Genomic DNA, 17,950 nt, shown 5'->3' on the forward strand with positions numbered 1-17,950 from the left:
GCGCCCGGCGAGATCATCGCGGCCCGGCAGGTGAACGTCGCCAACTTCGGGCTCATCCCGCTCAATGTGGACGCCTGGCAGGTCTCCTACCGCTCCAACAACAGTCGCGACGAGGCCATCCCGGCCGTGGCCACCCTGCTCAAGCCGCGCGGGGTCTCCCCCACGCCGCGCAAACTGCTCTCGGTGCAGATCGCCGAGGACTCCACGGCGGGCTATTGCAGTCCCTCCTATGCGCTGCAACAGTTCTCGGCCGCGACCTTCCTCGGGCAGATCGTCGCGCCCGCCGAATTCCTGTTCGCGCAGTCGGCCCTGCAGCGGGGCGACGCGGTGGTGATCCCCGATCACCAGGGCCCGAATTCGGCGTACGCGGCCGGACCGCTGGGCGGCCGGATCACCCTCGACGGCATTCGCGCCGCCACCTCCTTCGCGCCGCTCGGCGTCGGGGCGGGCGCGCCGGTGGCCATGTACGGCTACTCGGGCGGATCGATGCCGACCATGCACGCCGCCGAACTGCGCAAAACCTATGCGCCGGAACTGAATATCGTCGGCGCGGCCTCCGGCGGCACCGGCGCCGACCTGGGTGCGACGCTGCTCATGGCCAACAATCAGGCGACCGCAGGCCTGGTGCTCGGCGCGGTACTCGGCCTGGCCCGCGAATACCCGGACTTCAACGCGATGCTGGACCAGAAGCTCAATCCGCTCGGCCAGCTGCTGCGCACGGTGAAAGCGCCGTTCTGCGTGCAGTATCAGTCGGCACTGCTGCCGTTCCTGAACATCACCGGCCTGATCAACTCCCCCGACCCGCTGCGCGAGCCCGCCGTGCAGGCCATGCTCGAGGACACCCGGCTCGGTAAGAGCCTGCCGGACATGCCGGTGTTCATGTGGCATTCGAAGTGGGACGAGATCCTGCCGCTGGGTTCGACCGACCAGCTCGTCAACACCTACTGCCAGGACCCCGCCGCCCAGGTGACCTACACCCGGGACTGGGCCAGCGAGCACATCATGGCCGAGGTCACCGGCGGACCGGCCGCCCTCATGTGGCTCTTCGATCGGCTCGATGGCGTTGCGGCGCAACCGGGTTGCTCGACCACGGACATGCCGTCGATGCTCGGCACCCCCGGTGAGCTCCAGATGCTGGCCGGGACCATCGGCGACACCCTGGCGTCCTTCTTCGGCAAGCCGATCGGCGCGTAAACCGATGTGACGCAGGTCTCAGCGCGGACCTGCGTCACTGTCCTGCTCGAGTCACGCTGCGATAGCGTCTCATTCGCGAAAGTAACGCTCGCGTCACCCGCGACGACGTCTCCGGTGGTAGATGGCCCGACTGCAGACAGGGCTCAACGGTTCACTGTCGGGGTGAAATGGGGATTCGGGCATGGAAATTCGCGCGTTCATGAAACGACATCGCATCGCATCGGCGGTGGCCGCACCCGCGGCATTGGGTTTGGCGGCGGTGGTGGCGGTGACTTTCGCGTACACGTCACCGGATTCCAAGCAGGCCGATCCGGCGCTGAAGGCGTCGGTCACCGAATGCCATGACATGGTCACCATCTCGGTCGCCGGGCGCAATGACTCGCCGCAGGCCGGAACCACGAAGATGCTGGTCGACGCCAATGGCAACGAACTGCCCGCCGCGTTGTCGGACGACTACCAGAGCCACTGGGAAGACCCGATCGTCAACGCGCCCAACGGGCAGGTCGACTCCAATTCGTACTGGGCCGTGTACGTCTCCTATCCGGCCAACCTGAGCACCTACGAGGACGCCGTGAACACCGGTGTCGCCAATACCGAACAGGTCATGCGGGACATCTCCGCGGCCTGCCCGAACACCAAGTTCGCGATCGTCGGCTACAGCGAGGGCGCGGACGTCACGCGCCGCGTGGCCATGGAGATCGGGCACCAGAACGCCGGGGCCGACGGCAAGTACGGGATCGTCGATCCGGGCAACGTGGCCGGTGTGGTGATCCTCGCCGACGCGGGCCGTTCGGCGGGCGACGGTCCGTTCATCGGGGCCAAGGATCCCAGCCACCCCGACAATTTCAACCAGAGCTATCAGACCAACAAGGATGTCGCGGGCGGTCAGGGCGCACTGCAGGACCATGCCGGCGACTTCGGGTCGCTCAACGGCCGCATCGCGTCCTTCTGCTCCGACGGCGACCTCACCTGCGCCGCACCGAAGAACATCTCGCTGCTGCAGCTGGCGGTCAATGTGGGTCGGCAGATCAATGTCGACCAGATCCAGAACGACAACACCCTCACCCCGGAAAGCGGCATGAACGTGGCCGTGGTGCTGGGCAAGATCGCGGGCAACGCCTTCGCCGACATCGCGCACAATCCGGGCTGGTGGACCAGCAAGGAGACCTTCCTCGATGTGCTGCTGAAGGTGTCCGCGCCGGACTACAAGCCGAATCAGGACAACCCGACGCCGGTCGCCCAGGATGCCATTCAGGCCGAGACCATGTCGCCGCTGGCCTACCTGCCGCAGAAGGTGTTCAACGAGGTCATCGGGCTGATCACCACCAATCAGAACACCATCCCGGTGCTCCTGAACGACCCGTACAACCTGACCTTGGGCCCCAATGGCACCGGCCACCACTTCGATTACTGGCATGACCAGAACCCGGACAACGGCAAGCAGGTGAGCTCCGCGGACTACGCGGCCGCGTGGCTGACCGAGCTGGCCAAGCAGGCGCAGGCCAAGCAGCTCGACCCGCACACGCTGACCTCCTCGCCGACAGCCACCACCACCCCGAACGTGCTGGCCGCGGCGCGGGCGAGCGCGTCCGGAACCAGTACGCCCGCAAGCGGTTCCACGACCCCGGCCACCACCACGCCGGGTAGCGCGACCACCGTGCCGCCGACCACCACGACGGTGCCGCCGACCACCACCGACCCGGCCACCACGACCCCGCCGGTCACCACCACTACGCCGCCGGTCACCACCACTACGCCGCCGGTCACCACCACGACCGTCGCGCCGACCACCACCACGGTGCCGGTCACGACGACCACGGTGCCGCCGACCACGACACCTACGCACTGAGCTGAAATGAAATGCGCCGGTGCGCACCCCTTCCAGGTGCGCACCGGCGCATTTTCGTTGCCGCCGACCGACTCAGCGAATGGTGAACCAGACCAGGCTGCCCAGACCGCCGACCAGGCAGTAGATGGCGAACGGGGTCAGCGTCTTGGTCTCGAAGTACGCGGTGAGGAACTTGACCGAGATATAGGACAGCACGCCCGCCACCACACTGCCCGCCAGCGCCGGGCCGAGGATGTCGTGGTTCTCGTGCTTGAACAGCTCCGGCGTCTTCAGCACACCGGCGGCCAGGATGACCGGGGTGGCCAGCAGGAAGGCGAAGCGGGCGGCGTCCTCGTGGCGCATGCCCTTGAACAGGCCCGCCACGATGGTGCTGCCCGAGCGGCTGATGCCGGGGAAGAGCGCGGCGATCTGGGCCGCGCCGATCAGGGTGGCGTCGCGAATGCTCAGGCGCGACAGGCGAACATCCGAGGCGCGATCCGGATCGGTCATCGGCAGCACGATGGTGTCCTCCATCGAGAGGTCCGCGGTGCGGCCGGTGGGACTGCGGAACTCGAAGTCGGGCTCGTGGTCGCGCTTGCGCATGATCTCCGCCGACAACAGCACGAAACCGTTGATCGCCAGGAAGATCGACGTCGGTATCGGATTGCCGAGATAGGTGCGGACCGCCTTCTCCAACAGCAGGCCCGCCAGACCCACCGGGATGGTGGCGATCACCAGCAGCACCCCCAGCCGGGCCTCGGGCGTGCGGATCCGCCGGGTCAGCGCCACATCCCAGAGGCCGCGGAAGATGCGCACCCAGTCGCGCCAGAAGAAGATCACCAGGGCCAGCGCGGTGGCGACATGCATGGCCACCAGCAGCGCCAGATACGGGGAATCCTTGCCGGACATGCTCAGATCATCGGCCCACTTACCGCCCACCAGGGCGGGCAGCAGAATGCTGTGGCCCAGACTGGAGACGGGGAAGAGCTCACTCACCCCTTGCAGTGCGCCGACGACGATCGATTCCAGGTAACTGATGGCCATTCGAATTCCTGTCGGAGGGGCGTGCGGGAACCGAACACCCCGGACCACCGGGGCTGCTCGCCTCGCGAGGCTACCAGTGTCCGATTGCCTGTTCGCCTCCACGCCGCGGCGCAGCGCGGGCGACCCGCGACCCCGGCACGCGGGTTTCAATGCGGCGCACGCAATGCTGCGAAGGGCGAATTCTCCGCGTACGCAATCGAATTGCGCGGCACGGAGGCGGCCTGCGTGGAATACTTCCGCGATATGCAGTACAGGGGATTCGACAATCCCGACACCGGCGAGGATCCGGAGTTAGCTCAGGCTCGCATCTTCCTGGATGAATTGGAAAAGCATGTAGTCAAACTGACCAGGCGATTACAGACCGCGCCGACCGCGGAGGCCAGGCAATCGATCAGTGCCGAACTCTCCACCGTGCGCCGCTATGTGGATCGTATTCACCGCAGGTTCCCGGGAATCGCCGTCGGAAATCCATTCCGCGGTTCGCCGCCCGGCGCCCCGGCGCTCTAGTTCCGCATCGGCGCTCCGGTCCCTTGTCGGACGCCAGTCACCCACCGGCACAGCGGTTCTCAGTTGGCCAGCTGCGCGCGCCAGCGTTCCGCGGAGCGGACCATATCCAGGCCCACCCGCTCCAGGTACTCGCTCATGCCCAGCAGCCGCAGCCCGGCGGGCGTGGCCGACCCGAGCGCGTCCGCGCCGTCGCGCGCCTTGGCCGCCAACCGCTCGTTGGCCCGCGCGCTCGCGAGAGTGGCGCGATACCAGGCGGATTCGTCGATGAAGTAGCGATCGCGGCGACTGCCCGGGTCACGGTCGCGGCGGATCAGCGCCTGCTCCTCGAGCCGGCCGACCGCCGCCGACACGGTGGCGGGACTCACCCGCAGATGTGCGACCAGCTCCGCGGCGGTCAGACTGCCGGAGTCCGCGGCGTAGAGCCGGGCCAGGACCGCCGAGGCCATCTTGGGCATCCCGGCCTCGGCGAACAACGCCGCGAACTGGCCGCTGAATTCGGCCAGCAGCGCCTCGCTTCGGCCGTATCCGTCTGCGCCGGAAGGGTTTTCGGGACGCTTGGGCCGGGGAGCGCGACGCCGCGAGCGCACCGCGGTGGCGGCCTGGGCCAGATCCGCGCGATAGCGCCCCGGGCCGCCGTTGCGGGTCACCTCGCGGCTCACGGTGGAGGTGGGACGGTGCAGCTGACGGGCGATATCGGCGTAGCCGAGCCCGTCGGCCAGGCCCGCGGCGATGAGACGGCGATCCTCCTGGCTGAGTCTTCCTCCGGGCATCGGAGCGGCTCCTTCATCAGAGTGCCGCCGAAGCGGCAGGGGCTCCAACCTATTGCAACACACGACCTGGCTGATTGCATCGGACAGCGGCGCGGCGGAATCGCGAATTCGCTTGTGCGGCAGGCGTTATCCCGATCCCTACGGCATTCGTTCATTACCCGCATTGTGAACGCAACGTAGCGTTCGCCTCCGATCGAACAGCCTGCGACCGCCGCGACACGGCCGGTGGTACCCGACGCGCCGAAACCGGACGGCGCGACCCGGTCCTATAGTGACCCGGTGAACAGTCCTGACGCGCGCGAGCTCATCCTGCTCGCCGGTGAGCGCACCATCGCCGAACGCGGGCCGGATGTGGCCCTGCGCGATATCGCGGTGGCGGCTGGACAGCGCAACAACTCCGCGGTGCACTACCACTTCGGCTCCCGGGACGGGCTCATCACCGCCATCATCGAACGCCATCAGCCCGCGCTGGAGGCGCGGCGCACCGAACTGCTGACCGCCCACCGGGCCGCGGGCGCGCCCGACAGTGTGGCCGCGCTGGTCGACATCCTGGTGCGCCCCATGTTCGACGTGCCCCGGGCCGAGGGATCCACGCATTACGCGCGGTTCCTGGAGCAGGCCCGCTCGCATCCGGCGCTGACCGGACCCGACCTGAGCGAAAAGCGCTGGCACGCAACGCGAGAGATCGTGACCCGGCTCTACCGGGCGCTACCCGACCTGGGACGCGCGCAGCGCACCTACCGGCTGCGCGCCATGAGCACCGTCATCTTCGCCCTGCTCGCCGACTACGAGAGCCAGGACCTGCCCACCGCGGGTGAGCGAAACGATGTGCAGGACAACATCATCGCCATGATCGTCGGACTGCTCACCGAACCCGTCGACCGTCAGGGCGCGGCCGTGCGGGCATCGGGGTCGAACCCGCCGGGAATCTCGTAGACCTGGCCGGTGAAGGTGATGCCGAACAGCCGACCGGCCGAGAAGCCGCGATCGCCGCGCCCGTACTGCACCTCGCTGGTCAGCTGCGGTCCGAAGCCCAGGACGCAGTACTGGCCCGGGGCGTCGATGCGCACCACCTGACCCGACGGGTTGAACGGCACCACCGGGCGCTGCGCCGCGTCGAGGGTCAGTCCGTCGGGAGCGTCGAAGAAGTCGCCGCCGGACAGGTCCAGCAGGGACTGTGGGGCCCAGGGGGCGGCCGTCGGAATCCGGCTCACGCCGGGATTGACGAAGGTCCGCGAGACGTAGAGGTATCCATTGCCCGCGTCGAGCACCGCGCCGTTGGCGCTGGGGAAACTCGCCCAGTCCGCCTGCACCGCGCCGTTCGGATACACCCGGCCCACCAGCGAGCCGAAATCGTTTGTGGCATAGACGGTTCCGTCGTGCGCGACATCCATGCCGTCGGCCGCCGAGAGCCCGGCCGCGAACGGAGCCATGGCCCCGGTGTCCGGATCCACGGTGACGATACCGGCATGGCGGATGCTGTCGCCGATGGCCGCGCGCGCGTCCGCGCCGTAGCCGACCAGCAGGCGACCGTCCGGCAGCCAGGCCAGTGCGCCCGCACCACCGCTGGGCACCCGGGCGATCGGCACCGCGGGAGCGCCCGGCGCGTCGATGCGGAAGACCTGACCGCTCACCAGATCGGTGACGAAGGCTCTGCCCGCCGGATCGACGGTGATGCCCTCCAGCGCGGCACCCGGCACGGTGGCCACCGTGAAGGTCGGCTGCCCCGCCCCCGCGCAGACCGGGGCGGCGGATGCCGGTGCGGCGGTGACGGTCGACAGTCCGGCGACGGTGAGCGCGGTGAATGCGATCGCCGCCGATCGCCTGCCACCGAGTCGTAGCCTCTTGCCCATCTCGCACCTCACGAATTCGGCCGATTGATCCCTGTATCGTAAAACGTTTTCGGGACTTGACGGGTTCGATCAGAAGCGGCGGGCTCCGGTCACCGGCATATTGTTCAGCGGTGAGATCTTCACGCCGGAACTGTTGTCACTGGCATGGATGATCTTGCCGTCTCCGAGATACAGCGCGGAGTGACCGCCGCCGTAATACGAGACCAGATCGCCGGGCTGCAATTCGTCCAATGGCACCGGAGTGCCCGAAGCCAGCTGCGAATAACTGGTGCGCGGCAATTCGACTCCGGCCTCGCGATAGGACCACTGCACGAAACCCGAGCAGTCGAAGGAGTCCGGGCCGTTGCCGCCCGCGCGGTAATACGCGCCGAGCTTGCTGCGGGCCGCCTCGATGGCGCGCTGCCCGGCCGTCGTCCTCGGCATGGCCGCGGGTACCGGCGCGGGCGCGGCCGCGGCATCGGTGACCCCGGGGATTCCGGTCAGCGGGGGCAGGCTGCTCGGGAGCTGGAAGGTGCCCAGGCCGGCCACCACCACCGAGCGCACCTCCGGCGCGGGCGCCGGGCGCAGCGGTTCGGGCGAGAGTGCTTGCACCGGAACGGGATCCTGCAGCGGGTCCGCGGGAGTGATGGCGACCCGTTCGGGGATCGCGACCATCCGCGAGGCGTCCGCCTCACCGACGCCCGGGATCCGGCCATCGGCATCGGAATTCGTCACGGGACGGAAATCACCGGCTTCCCCGCCCGTGGATTCCTGTGCCGGAGTGATGATTCCGGGAGCGGCGAGGCCCAGCTGCGCCGCGATCTCGTTCGGGATCTCGATGGCCCCGATACCGGGGACCTCGATCGGCGCCGCATGCGCCTCGCCCGCCGTGAAGAGCAGGGCCGCTCCGACGGCCGCCGCGCCGAGGACTCCTGTGACCAGGGTCCGCAGGCTCAGCCGCGGAAGCTTCAGAACCTTCTGTCTATCACCGATCTGTTCCATGAGCGGTCGTCCTCCGTCTAAGCCGTGGGCTATCCGGTTTCCGTCCAACACTCGCGAATGTTCGGTACTGCCAGCAGATCCGAAAGTGCATATTTCGCCGGAAGATCAGGCGGCGCAACGAATGACAGGCGTGTTATTCATAACGAAACAGTAACCATTGACGCTTGTGTCCAATTGGACACAGCCGTTTTCGGGCTTGGACACAACGGTTTTCGATCGAAATCCGCGACATCACGCGCGCGGTGCCCGATATGGACGCGCGCCCGTGTGAGACTGGCGGACGGTAAACCTGCCCTCCCCATCATCAGGAGGATGAACAATGACCGAATCCGGTGCGCTACCGAATCTTCCCGAACCGCTCGTGGTCACACTGGGGAATCTCAAAGGCGGCGTGGGAAAGACGACCTCCGCCTTCTTCCTCGCCTCGTATTTCACCAGCGTGCACAAACTTCGCGTGCTCGTCATCGACGCCGACCCGCTCAGCCAGACCGGGTACTCCTGGTATCGGCGATTACAGAAGGCCGACGTCGAAGTCCCCTTCGAACTGCTCGCCTTCCCGTCCCGGCACGTGCACGACTGCATCACCGACAATTCCCGCAACTTCGACGTGATCATCGTCGACGCGGGCGGCGAATCCGCGGAGATCTTCAAGGCGGCCGTGCCGGTGAGCGACGAGCTCGTATTGGTGACCAGCGTGAGCCCCTCGGAGGTCAAGCGCGTGCCCAGTACCTATCGGGCCGCCGAAGAGGCCGCGGCCGAACACGATCGCGCCATACGCGTGCGCGTACTCATGACGAAGGTTCCGGTCACCATGAAGAACGGCGTGAATGTGTCCACCGAATACCGCACGCAGCGCGGCAATCTGGAGGACGCCGGATACGACGTGTTCGACTCCTACGTGAGTGCGTGGAAGTGGTATCGCGAGGCCGCCGACGGAGAGGTCGGCGACGGCGCGGAGAATCCGCTCGAGGATATCGGCGAATACCTGGCCGTCGGTGAGGAATTGATCCGGCCCTATCTGGAAGCCACGGCCGCGACGCGCATTCCGGTGGAGGTGTCGGCCTGATGCCACCGCAGCGCCGTAAAGGCTCCATCGGCGGCGGGGGGCTGGGCCGCAACCCGCTCTCCGATGAGGCCGAGCACACTCCCCCGGTCTCCCCGCTGCGGGACGCCAAATGGCCGCGCACGCCGCAATTGTCGAAGGCGGCGACGGCGGTGCTGATGTCGCCGTCGAAACCGGCGGTGGCGGCGGAACCGACCGACGAGAGTGAATCGGGAGCACCGGTGGTCGTGCTGGAAAGCGCGCCCCCCAAGCCGGTCCCGGCCCGTCCCGCTCCTCCCCGACCCGCTCCGCCTCGCCTTGTTCCGCCGGAGCCGGTAGCCACACCGCCGGTCGCGGCGAAACCAATCGCGGCGGAATCGGTCGCGGCATCTCCCGCGCCCGCGCGACCCGAACCCGCCGCCTCGGTGCTGGACATGCCGCTGCCCTCGGCGGCCGGGGCGGGGCCGCTGAGCAGCTCGGAGACCGCCCAGCTCGAAGTCTGCGAATCCTCCATCGACGCCCTGCGGGTCGCCTTCTGGACCGCCGGGCGCGCACTGCAGATCGTGCGCGACGCCCGGCTCTACCGCGCCGAGCACGCCACCTTCGACGAGTACGTGGAGAAGCGGTGGGACATGCAGCGGTCCTACGCGCACAAGCTGATCCGGGCCTGGCCGCTGGCGGCGCGCCTGCATCCCGTCGCGCCGTCGCTCAACGAGGGGCAGATCCGCGAGCTCCTGCCGGTGGCGGCGGCCTACGGCGAGGAGGCGGCGGTCACCGTGTACACCACGCTGGCCGCCGATGTGAAGGTCACCGCGGGCAAGCTCCGCGAGGCCGTCGCGGTGCTGCCCGACGACTACGACGAGGGCGAAGTCGTGCAGCGACTGCAGGCGTGGCTGCGCGGCGATCTGATCGAAGAGCAGTCGCACACGCCCGACGTATTCAGTTCGGTCGAATCCCGGCTCACCGCGCTCACCCAGAAGGTGGTGCGCGGGTCCACCGACCATCCGGTCGCGGCCCGGGAATTCGCGGCGAAACTGCGCACGCTCGCCGAACTCATCGAACGGCAGATTCCGGCAGGCTGACAACGGATCGAAAGGAAAGGGGCCCGGCCGAGTGCCGGGCCTCTTTCTTTATGTGCCGCTTCGGAATTGATTCGATCGGCGATCGCCGGAGCCCCGAACCGTGCGATAGCAAAAGCCTATTCACCGAGAGGGGCTCCCCGGTCAGCCGGGGAGCCCCTCTCGGTGGTGCGCTGTTATTCGCCGACCGCGCGGCGTTCGCGGCCGCCGGTGGCGCGCTGGCGGGTGGCGCGGGCCTCGGCGGCGTCGAAGAGTTCCAGGTGTTCGAAGAGGGGGTCCTCGTCGTCGGGTTCGACCAGGACGGCGCGGCGAAGCTGGGTGCGGGTCTGTTCGCGGTCGGGGCGGGGGCGGTCGCGGGCGGGGGTCTCGTTCTCGACCTCGGTGCGCTTGCGGACGGCGCGGGCGGCGCGGCGGCGACGGATGTCCGCCTCGATGCGCACCTGTCTGCGTAGGTAGCCCAGATAGCCCACCAGGACCACCGCGGACAGGGCGCACAGCGCCCACAGCAGCGAGGCGATGGCGAAGCCGGCGGCGGCCAGGATCAGGGTGGAGAGCACCAAGCCCAGCACGGCGCGCTGGCGGAAGGTGTAGCGGGCCGCGCGGGCGGCGGCGTCGGCCTCCGCGTCGAAGCCGCCGCGGCCGCGCCGGGACGGCACGAAATCCTCGTCGTCGGAATCCGATTCGGGCTCGGGTTCGGGGGCCGGGTCGGGCGCGCGGAGGGCGGGGATGCGGGTGCGCTGGGGTGTGCGCGGCTCGGGTTCCGGTGTCTCGGCGGCGACCGGCTCGGGTTCGCCTGTCTCGGACTCGGAATTGCCGGTCTCCTCCGGCGCGGCGGCGGTCCCCTCCAGCTCGGTGGCGGTCCCCTCCGGCGCGGTGGCGGTCTCCGCCGAATCCGCTTCGGGCTCGGCCGCTTCGGTGGTGGCCGGGGCTTCCGTGTCGACTTCCTTCTCGTCCGAGGCAGCCACGCTGTCGTCCGATCTGGTCATCCGATCCTCCGGATCCTCGCTCGGGTGCTGAAGCTTCCTGCGAACCGGTACGTAGTCCGGGTCGGTGTCATGTCCGGTCGCCGGACCTTTCCTAGCGCTTCGCTCGGCCCCACCGCGATGCAACACCCGCGTGGACAGGGCGGCGTCGGTGTGCTGACGGATGCGCGGATGACGGTTGGCCAGCATGGGAAACAGAACGAAGACCCAGAGCACCACCAAACCGATCCACAAGATCGAATTCGGCATTGCCGTCACACCTCCGTCCCGCCCAGATCGTTGTCCCTTCGACGTGCCCCGTAACACCTACCGGTTGGTAGGCGGACGCACCACCGACGTCCGTAGGTTAATTCCACCAAACCGGAATTCCCCACAGGCGCGCCGATCACACCCGCAACACTAGTCACACGGGTTGGGTACGAAAATCTCACGGCCGCACTGCACAGCGAGTTATCAGGCTTTGGTGGCGCGTCCGGCGCGAATCAGCCTGTCCACCACCGTGCCCGAGACCTCCTCGACCGTCATTCCCACCAGCAGATGGTCGCGCCACGCCCCGTCGACATCCAGGTAGCGCTGCAGCAGCCCCTCCTCGCGGAAGCCGACGTTGCGCAGAACCGCCTGGCTGGCAAGGTTTTCCGGGCGCACGGTGGCCTCCACCCGATGCAGGCCCACCTCACCGAAGCAGTGGTCGAGACCCAGCGCCAGCGCCGCGGTCGCCACGCCCCGGCCCGCCAGCTCGCTCGACACCCAGTACCCGATCCACGCGGAACGCAGTGCGCCACGGACGATATTGCCCACCGTGAGCTGCCCGCTGAACTGGCCGTCGACCTCGATGACCAGCGGGATCATGGCACCGCGCCGGGCTTCCGCCTTGAGCGCCGACCACAGGGCGGGCCAATTGCTGGAGTGGTTGCGGGCCTCCCACGGGCCCCGGCCCGTCGGCTCCCACTTCTCCAGATAATCCCTGTCCCGCACCCGGATCCGGCTCCAGACCGAGGCGTCGCGCAGCCGGATCGGGCGCAGCGTCACGACACCGGCCGCGCACCGCACCGGCCCCAGATGCGCGGGCCAGCCCGGATGCTGGGCGGTCCGGAAGACATTCATGTCCACGCCCTACCCTCGCTGTGCCAGGAACGCGACCCGCACCTCGTCCCCCGTACGCACCTCCGTGACATCCGGGTCGATCACGATCAGGCTGTTGGCCTCGGCCATGGTCGCCAGCAGATGCGAAGACGCGCCGTTCGGACCCCCCAGCGGCTGCACCAGATAATCACCGGTCTGCTCATCGCGCATGAGCTGCGCGCGCAGATAGCCGCGACGGCCCGGAATCGAGGCGATGGGCAGGATGGTGCGCGCCCGCACCATGCGGCGCATGGGATGGCGGCGGCCCAGCGCGATCCGGATGAGCGGGCGCACCATCACCTCGAAAACCACCAGCGCGCCAACCGGATTCGAGGGCAGCAGGAAGGTCGGCACCTCGTCGCGGCCCAGCAGGCCGAAACCCTGCACCGAACCGGGATGCATGGCCACCCGAGTGATCTCCAGCTCGCCCAGGCCCTCCAGGGCCTCGCGCACCTGCTCCGACGCCCAGCCGCCGACCGCGCCCGCGATGATCACCACCTCGGAGCGAACCAGCTGGCCCTCCACCACATCTCGCAGGCGTTTCGGGTCGGCGCTCACGATGCCGACCCGGTTCACGTCCGCGCCGGCGTCACGCGCGGCGGCGGCCAGCGCGTAGGAGTTCACGTCGTAGACCTGGCCGGGACCGGGGGTGCGATCGATGTCGACCAGCTCGCCGCCCACCGACAGCACCGACAGCCGCGGGCGCGGATGCACCAGCACCTTGTCCTTGCCGACCGCGGCCAGCAGGCCCACCTGGGCCGGGCCGATGATGGTGCCCGCGCGCACGGCCAGATCGCCGGGCTGCACGTCATCGCCGATGCGGCGCACGTAATCACCCGAGCGCACCGACTCGTAGACCTTCACCCGCGCCCGGCCGCCGTCGGTGTTCTCCAGCGGCAGCACGGCATCGGCGAGGGTCGGCAGCGGCGCGCCGGTGTCCACCCGCACGGTCTGGCGCGGCTGCAGGCGGATCGGCTGCCGCGAACCCGCGGCCACCTCACCCACCACCGGCAGGCTCAGATCCACCGAATTGCCGTCCTCGTCACGGATACTCGCGCCCGCGCCCGCGACATCCACACTGCGCACGGCGTATCCGTCGATGGCGGCCTGATCGAATCCGGGCAGCGGACGCTCGGTGACCACGTCCTCGGCGCACAGCAGTCCCTGGGCCTCGCTGATCGCGACCCGGACCGGCCGCGGCGCCACGGCCGCGGCGGTCACCTTGATCTGCTGATCCTCAACCGAGCGCATGCCGCCCTTCCATTGTCTCCACTGGCCTGTTGGTGCGCGGTCGGCTAGCGGGTTCCGGCCCGCCCGAGCCGCTGTTCGAGCCACTCGCGCAGGGCGGGACCGTATTCCTCGCGCTCCAACGCGAAATCGACCGCAGCACGAAGATAACCGCCCGGGTTGCCCAGATCGTGTCGCGACCCACGATGGACCACGACGTGGACCGGGTGACCCTCGTCGATGAGCAGCGCGATGGCGTCGGTCAGCTGCAGCTCGCCGCCCGCGCCCGGGATGATGCGGCGCAGCGCGTCGAAGATGGCGCGGTCCAACAGGTATCGGCCGGCGGCGGTGAAGGTGGACGGCGCGTCCTCGACGGCGGGCTTCTCGACCATGCCCTTGACCTTGAGCACATCCGCGGGCGAGCCCGGCAGTTCCTCGACGTCGAACACGCCGTAGGCGCTGACCTCCTCCTTGGGCACGTCGATGGCGCACAGCACCGAGCCGCCGCGTTCCGAACGCACCTGGGCCATCAGCTCCAGCACGCCCGAGGGCAGCACCAGGTCGTCGGGCAGCAGCACCGCGATGGCGGTCTCGTCGTCGTCGAGCGCCGATTCCGCCTGTGCCACCGCGTGACCCAGGCCCAGCGGCTCCTCCTGCACGACGGAGGTCACGTCCAGCAGCGCCGGGGCCTTGCGCACCTTCTCGAGCAGATGGAACTTGCCGCGCTCGGCGAGGGTGCTCTCCAGCACCAGATCCTCGACGAAATGCGCGACCACACCGTCTTTTCCGGGCGAGGTCACGATCACCAGCCGATTGGCGCCGGATTCCGCGGCCTCGGCGGCGACCAATTCGATGCCCGGGGTGTCGACCACCGGCAGCAGCTCCTTGGGGACCGTCTTGGTCGCGGGCAGGAACCTGGTGCCGAGCCCCGCCGCGGGTACCACCGCGGTGCGGAAGCACGCATCGGCTCCGCCGCCGTTAGCTGTCATGAATTCACCCTATCCATCCGTTACAAGCTCGAAGCGGCTCGTGGCCGCCTCGATATCCCCGAGAGCCTAAGGGGCGCGGCGGCGATGGGCGCATCGAACGCCGGACCGAGTCCCATCTGGTAGACCGACCTGTTTATTTCATTTCATGTTCGCCACGCCGTGACCTTCGTCGTACCCAGCGGTTGTTAGCTGACACCTATGACCGACCGTGAGGATCCCCACAGCTCCCATCACTCGGAAAACACCGGCACGCCGGACAACGCGGGCTCCCCCGACGGGCGCGGGCTCAGCCGCCGCCGACTGTTCGGGGCGTCGGCGATCGCCGGTATCGCCGGACTCGCCGTCGGCGCGGGCGGCGCCGTGGCGCTGCGCGGCGACAGCAGCTCCAACGCCGCCGCCTGGCCGCGCTCGGCCGAACTGGTGACGAGCCCGGATCGGGCTGCCGCGCCGCGGGTTTCGGGACTGCACCTCCAGTTCGGCGCGGACGCCGCCCGCGAGGTCGTGGTCACCTGGCACACCACCGGCTCGGTCGACAAGCCCACCGTGCGCTACGGCACCGCCGACGCCGGGTTCGGCAAGAGCGTGCAGGCCGAGACCCGCACCTACCGGGATGCCAAGTCCGGCATCGAGATTCAAGCGCACCACGCGCGTCTCACCGGCCTGTCCCCCGACACCGACTACGTGTACGCCGCCGGGCACGACGGCGCGCCGCCGGAACTGGGCACCATCCGTACCGCGCCCGCCGGGCGCGCCAAGTTCCGGTTCACCAGCTTCGGCGATCAGGGCACCCCCACGGTCGGCAAGATCGTCGACGGCAAGGCCCTCAACGACAACCTCGGCTCCCAGTACGCCGGCGACGTCACCTCCGCGGTGGAATCGCTCGCGCCGCTGTTCAACCTGATCAACGGCGACCTCTGCTACGCCAATATCGCCACCGACCGGGTGCGCACCTGGAACGACTACTGGGCCAACAACTCCCGCTCAGCCCGCTACCGGCCGTGGATGCCCGCGCCCGGCAACCACGAGAACGAGCTCGGCAACGGGCCCATCGGATACCAGGCGTTCCAAACGTATTTCAGCGTGCCGGACGCCGGAGCCGAGGACCACGCCAAGGGCCTGTGGTACTCCTTCACCGTCGGCGGCGTGCGCGTCATCGCCGTGGCCAACGACGACATCTGCCTGCAGGACGGCGGCAACAGCTATGTGAAGGGCTACTCCGGCGGCGCCCAGAAGCGCTGGCTGGAAGGCGAATTGGCCAAGGCCCGCGCGGACAAGGGCATCGACTGGGTGGTGGTGTTCATGCACCAGGTCGCCATCTCCTCGGCCGACAAGTTCAACGGCGCGGACCTGGCCATCCGGCAGGACTGGCTGCCGCTGTTCGACAAGTACCAGGTCGACCTGGTGCTGTGCGGGCACGAACACCACTACGAGCGGTCGCATCCGGTGCGCGGGACCACGGGGTTCGAGACCCTCACCCCCAAGCCCGCCGACACCCGCAAGGACGTGGTGGACACCACCAAGGGCACCGTGCACCTGGTGATCGGCGGCGGCGGCACCTCCGCGCCGTCCAATCAGCTGTTCTTCCCGGGCGACAAGTGCCGGGTCATCACCGCCGTCGGCGACGTGGACCCGGCCACCGGCAAGAAGGCCCCGGTGTACGTGCTCGAGGACGCGCCCTGGTCGGCCTTCAAGGACGCGGCGAATCCGTACGGGTTCTGCTCCTTCGACGTGGACCCGGGAACGCCCGGCGGCAACACCACGATCAAGGGCACCTATTACGCGATCACCGGCCCGACCAGCGAGCTGAAGGCGATCGACACCTTCACCCTCACCCGCCCGCGCTCGGACCGCTGAGGCCCGGTTCCTTAGGGTGGGAGCGTGACGGACGAGCGGGACAAGCGAGCGTGGCGCGCGGAGATCCTCGCGGCCCGCAAGGCCCTGCCGGTGGAGATCCGGGAACGTGAGGCGGCGGCGCTGGCCGTCGCCGTCACGAGCGTCGTCGACGACTGGGTGTGCGCCTACGTGCCCGTCGGCGGCGAACCCGGGTCCCTGGCCATGCTGGATGCGCTCCGGTCCGCCGGAGCCCGGGTGCTGCTGCCGGTGACCGGCGAGCCCGGCCCGCTGGAGTGGGCCGAGTACACCGGCCCGGAAGGCTTGCGGCGCGGGCGGTTCGGACTCCGCGAGCCCGAGAGCGCGCCGGTCGCGAATGGGATCGCGCGTGCCGCGACCATTCTGGTTCCGGCATTGGCGGTGGATCGGCGCGGCGTCCGATTGGGGCGCGGGGCCGGTTATTACGATCGCAGTTTGGGCGCCTGCCGCGCCGATGCGCGATTGGTCGCCGTGGTGCGTGACGACGAACTCGTCGCGCGTTTGCCGGAGGAGTCCCACGACCACCGAATGGGATGGGCGTTGACCCCGTTCGGCGGGCTGCGGCGTCTCGAAGATCACCCCGGGAATTGACACCCGATTGGCAGCGTTGGCACTGCCAGCTGTAGAGTGCCAATTCGACGAAGAGCGTGGAGGTTACCCGATGCCTACTTACTCGTATGCATGCACCGAGTGCGACAACAAGTTCGACATCGTGCAGTCCTTCTCCGATGACGCACTGACCACTTGCGATCGCTGCAACGGCAAGCTGCGCAAGCTGTTCAACTCGGTCGGCATCGTCTTCAAGGGCAGCGGGTTCTACCGCACCGACAGCCGCAACGGCTCCACCTCCTCCGAGGCCGCCAAGCCGTCGCCCAGCTCGGACAGCGGCAGCTCCAGCTCGACGGCGAGCACCACCACCGCCTCGACCTCGTCGGCGACCCCCAGCAGCACCTCGGCCGCCTGATTCCGCGCGCCCTGGGCGCGAAAGGAAGATCCCGGGGGCCATGCCCCCGGATCCCGGAAAAACGGGTGATGAAGGCCCACTGCCGCACCCCTCTGCCGCTATTCGTCGTTATCCACAGCCCGCTCAGTTGTCCACAGCGACGCCTTTTCCCGGGCGTGGCGGTCCTGGCGGAGTCGTACGTTTCCTCGCATGACGCGAACGCCGCGAGCCTTCCTGCACGAGTTCCGTAGCCGCTGGACCTGCGCGGACTCGGTGCTATTGCGCCGAGCCGCGGCGGTCGCGTTGCTCGTGCTCGCGGGCTTTCTGGCCGTGCGGGCGGACCCCGCGCAGGGGCATACGCAGGTGCTGGTCGCCGCGCGAGACCTGGCTCCCGGACAGGTGCTGACCGACGGCGATCTGCGCAGCGCGCCGCGCGAAGCGGCCACTCTCCCCGAGGGCGCGCTGCGCGACGCCGGTCGGGTGCGCGGGGCCACGCTGGCGGGTGGGCTCGCGGCCGGG

The 17,950-nt window shown here is 68.8% G+C and carries 18 protein-coding genes; 10 read left to right on the forward strand and 8 right to left on the reverse strand.

What is annotated here, in order from left to right:
* On the forward strand, nt 1-1,194 hold a 1,194-nt coding region (locus ACWELQ_RS12930; RefSeq protein WP_452397215.1), incomplete at its 5' end, for a lipase family protein.
* A 181-nt stretch (nt 1,195-1,375) separates the two neighbouring features.
* A complete protein-coding gene (locus ACWELQ_RS12935) occupies nt 1,376-3,043 on the forward strand; it encodes a cutinase family protein (RefSeq protein WP_452397216.1) in 1,668 nt (555 codons plus the stop codon).
* 72 nt (nt 3,044-3,115) lie between these two features.
* On the opposite strand, the gene ACWELQ_RS12940 is transcribed toward ACWELQ_RS12935, so the two are convergent.
* A complete protein-coding gene (locus tag ACWELQ_RS12940; RefSeq protein WP_452397232.1) occupies nt 3,116-4,072 on the reverse strand; it encodes an undecaprenyl-diphosphate phosphatase in 957 nt (318 codons plus the stop codon).
* A gap of 219 nt (nt 4,073-4,291) precedes the next feature.
* On the opposite strand from ACWELQ_RS12940, the gene ACWELQ_RS12945 reads away from it, so the two are divergent.
* On the forward strand, nt 4,292-4,573 hold the full coding sequence (locus tag ACWELQ_RS12945) for a hypothetical protein (RefSeq protein ID WP_452397217.1): 282 nt from the start codon (nt 4,292-4,294) through the stop codon (nt 4,571-4,573).
* A 59-nt stretch (nt 4,574-4,632) separates the two neighbouring features.
* Here the strand turns inward: ACWELQ_RS12945 and ACWELQ_RS12950 are convergent, their stop codons facing one another.
* On the reverse strand, nt 4,633-5,343 hold the full coding sequence (locus ACWELQ_RS12950; RefSeq protein WP_452397218.1) for a helix-turn-helix domain-containing protein: 711 nt from the start codon (nt 5,341-5,343) through the stop codon (nt 4,633-4,635).
* Between the two features lie 279 nt (nt 5,344-5,622).
* Here ACWELQ_RS12950 and ACWELQ_RS12955 point away from each other — a divergent pair, with 279 nt between their 5' ends.
* Nucleotides 5,623-6,279: a TetR family transcriptional regulator gene (locus tag ACWELQ_RS12955; RefSeq protein ID WP_452397219.1), complete on the forward strand. Its 657-nt coding sequence runs from the start codon at nt 5,623-5,625 to the stop codon at nt 6,277-6,279.
* Here the strand turns inward: ACWELQ_RS12955 and ACWELQ_RS12960 are convergent.
* On the reverse strand, nt 6,228-7,196 hold the full coding sequence (locus ACWELQ_RS12960) for an SMP-30/gluconolactonase/LRE family protein (protein ID WP_452397220.1): 969 nt from the start codon (nt 7,194-7,196) through the stop codon (nt 6,228-6,230). The genes ACWELQ_RS12955 and ACWELQ_RS12960 overlap by 52 nt on opposite strands.
* Before the next feature lie 69 nt (nt 7,197-7,265).
* Nucleotides 7,266-8,177, reverse strand: coding sequence for a C40 family peptidase (locus tag ACWELQ_RS12965; RefSeq protein WP_452397221.1), 912 nt, complete (start codon nt 8,175-8,177; stop codon nt 7,266-7,268).
* A gap of 319 nt (nt 8,178-8,496) precedes the next feature.
* Between ACWELQ_RS12965 and ACWELQ_RS12970 the strand changes: the two genes are divergently transcribed.
* Together ACWELQ_RS12970 and ACWELQ_RS12975 are read left to right on the forward strand one after the other, a co-directional pair.
* A complete protein-coding gene (locus ACWELQ_RS12970) occupies nt 8,497-9,243 on the forward strand; it encodes a ParA family protein (protein WP_452397222.1) in 747 nt (248 codons plus the stop codon).
* Complete coding sequence (locus ACWELQ_RS12975; protein WP_452397223.1) at nt 9,243-10,301, forward strand: hypothetical protein; 1,059 nt, start codon at nt 9,243-9,245, stop codon at nt 10,299-10,301. The genes ACWELQ_RS12970 and ACWELQ_RS12975 overlap by 1 nt, the downstream gene beginning before the upstream one ends.
* Before the next feature lie 173 nt (nt 10,302-10,474).
* Here ACWELQ_RS12975 and sepX read toward each other — a convergent pair whose 3' ends face one another.
* From sepX to ACWELQ_RS12995, 4 genes are all read right to left on the reverse strand, one after another.
* A complete protein-coding gene (gene sepX / locus ACWELQ_RS12980; RefSeq protein WP_452397224.1) occupies nt 10,475-11,530 on the reverse strand; it encodes a divisome protein SepX/GlpR in 1,056 nt (351 codons plus the stop codon).
* Nucleotides 11,531-11,734: 204 nt separating this feature from the next.
* Nucleotides 11,735-12,385: a GNAT family N-acetyltransferase gene (locus tag ACWELQ_RS12985; protein WP_452397225.1), complete on the reverse strand. Its 651-nt coding sequence runs from the start codon at nt 12,383-12,385 to the stop codon at nt 11,735-11,737.
* 9 nt (nt 12,386-12,394) lie between these two features.
* Nucleotides 12,395-13,654 carry a molybdotransferase-like divisome protein Glp gene (gene glp / locus ACWELQ_RS12990; RefSeq protein WP_452397226.1) on the reverse strand — a complete coding sequence of 420 codons (1,260 nt, stop codon included), beginning with the start codon at nt 13,652-13,654 and terminating at the stop codon, nt 12,395-12,397.
* Nucleotides 13,655-13,698: 44 nt separating this feature from the next.
* Nucleotides 13,699-14,619: a UTP--glucose-1-phosphate uridylyltransferase gene (locus tag ACWELQ_RS12995; RefSeq protein ID WP_452397227.1), complete on the reverse strand. Its 921-nt coding sequence runs from the start codon at nt 14,617-14,619 to the stop codon at nt 13,699-13,701.
* 198 nt (nt 14,620-14,817) lie between these two features.
* On the opposite strand from ACWELQ_RS12995, the gene ACWELQ_RS13000 reads away from it, so the two are divergent.
* The 4 genes from ACWELQ_RS13000 to ACWELQ_RS13015 all read left to right on the forward strand — a co-directional run.
* Entirely contained in the window at nt 14,818-16,473 is a 1,656-nt protein-coding gene (locus ACWELQ_RS13000) for a purple acid phosphatase family protein (RefSeq protein ID WP_452397228.1), read from the forward strand.
* A gap of 24 nt (nt 16,474-16,497) precedes the next feature.
* Complete coding sequence (locus tag ACWELQ_RS13005) at nt 16,498-17,079, forward strand: 5-formyltetrahydrofolate cyclo-ligase (RefSeq protein ID WP_452397229.1); 582 nt, start codon at nt 16,498-16,500, stop codon at nt 17,077-17,079.
* Nucleotides 17,080-17,149: 70 nt separating this feature from the next.
* Nucleotides 17,150-17,452: an FmdB family zinc ribbon protein gene (locus tag ACWELQ_RS13010; RefSeq protein WP_452397230.1), complete on the forward strand. Its 303-nt coding sequence runs from the start codon at nt 17,150-17,152 to the stop codon at nt 17,450-17,452.
* Between the two features lie 189 nt (nt 17,453-17,641).
* Nucleotides 17,642-17,950 (forward strand): SAF domain-containing protein (locus ACWELQ_RS13015; protein WP_452397231.1); only part of this gene is annotated, 309 nt, incomplete at its 3' end.

It is taken from the genome of Nocardia sp. NPDC004722 (genome assembly GCF_053601505.1).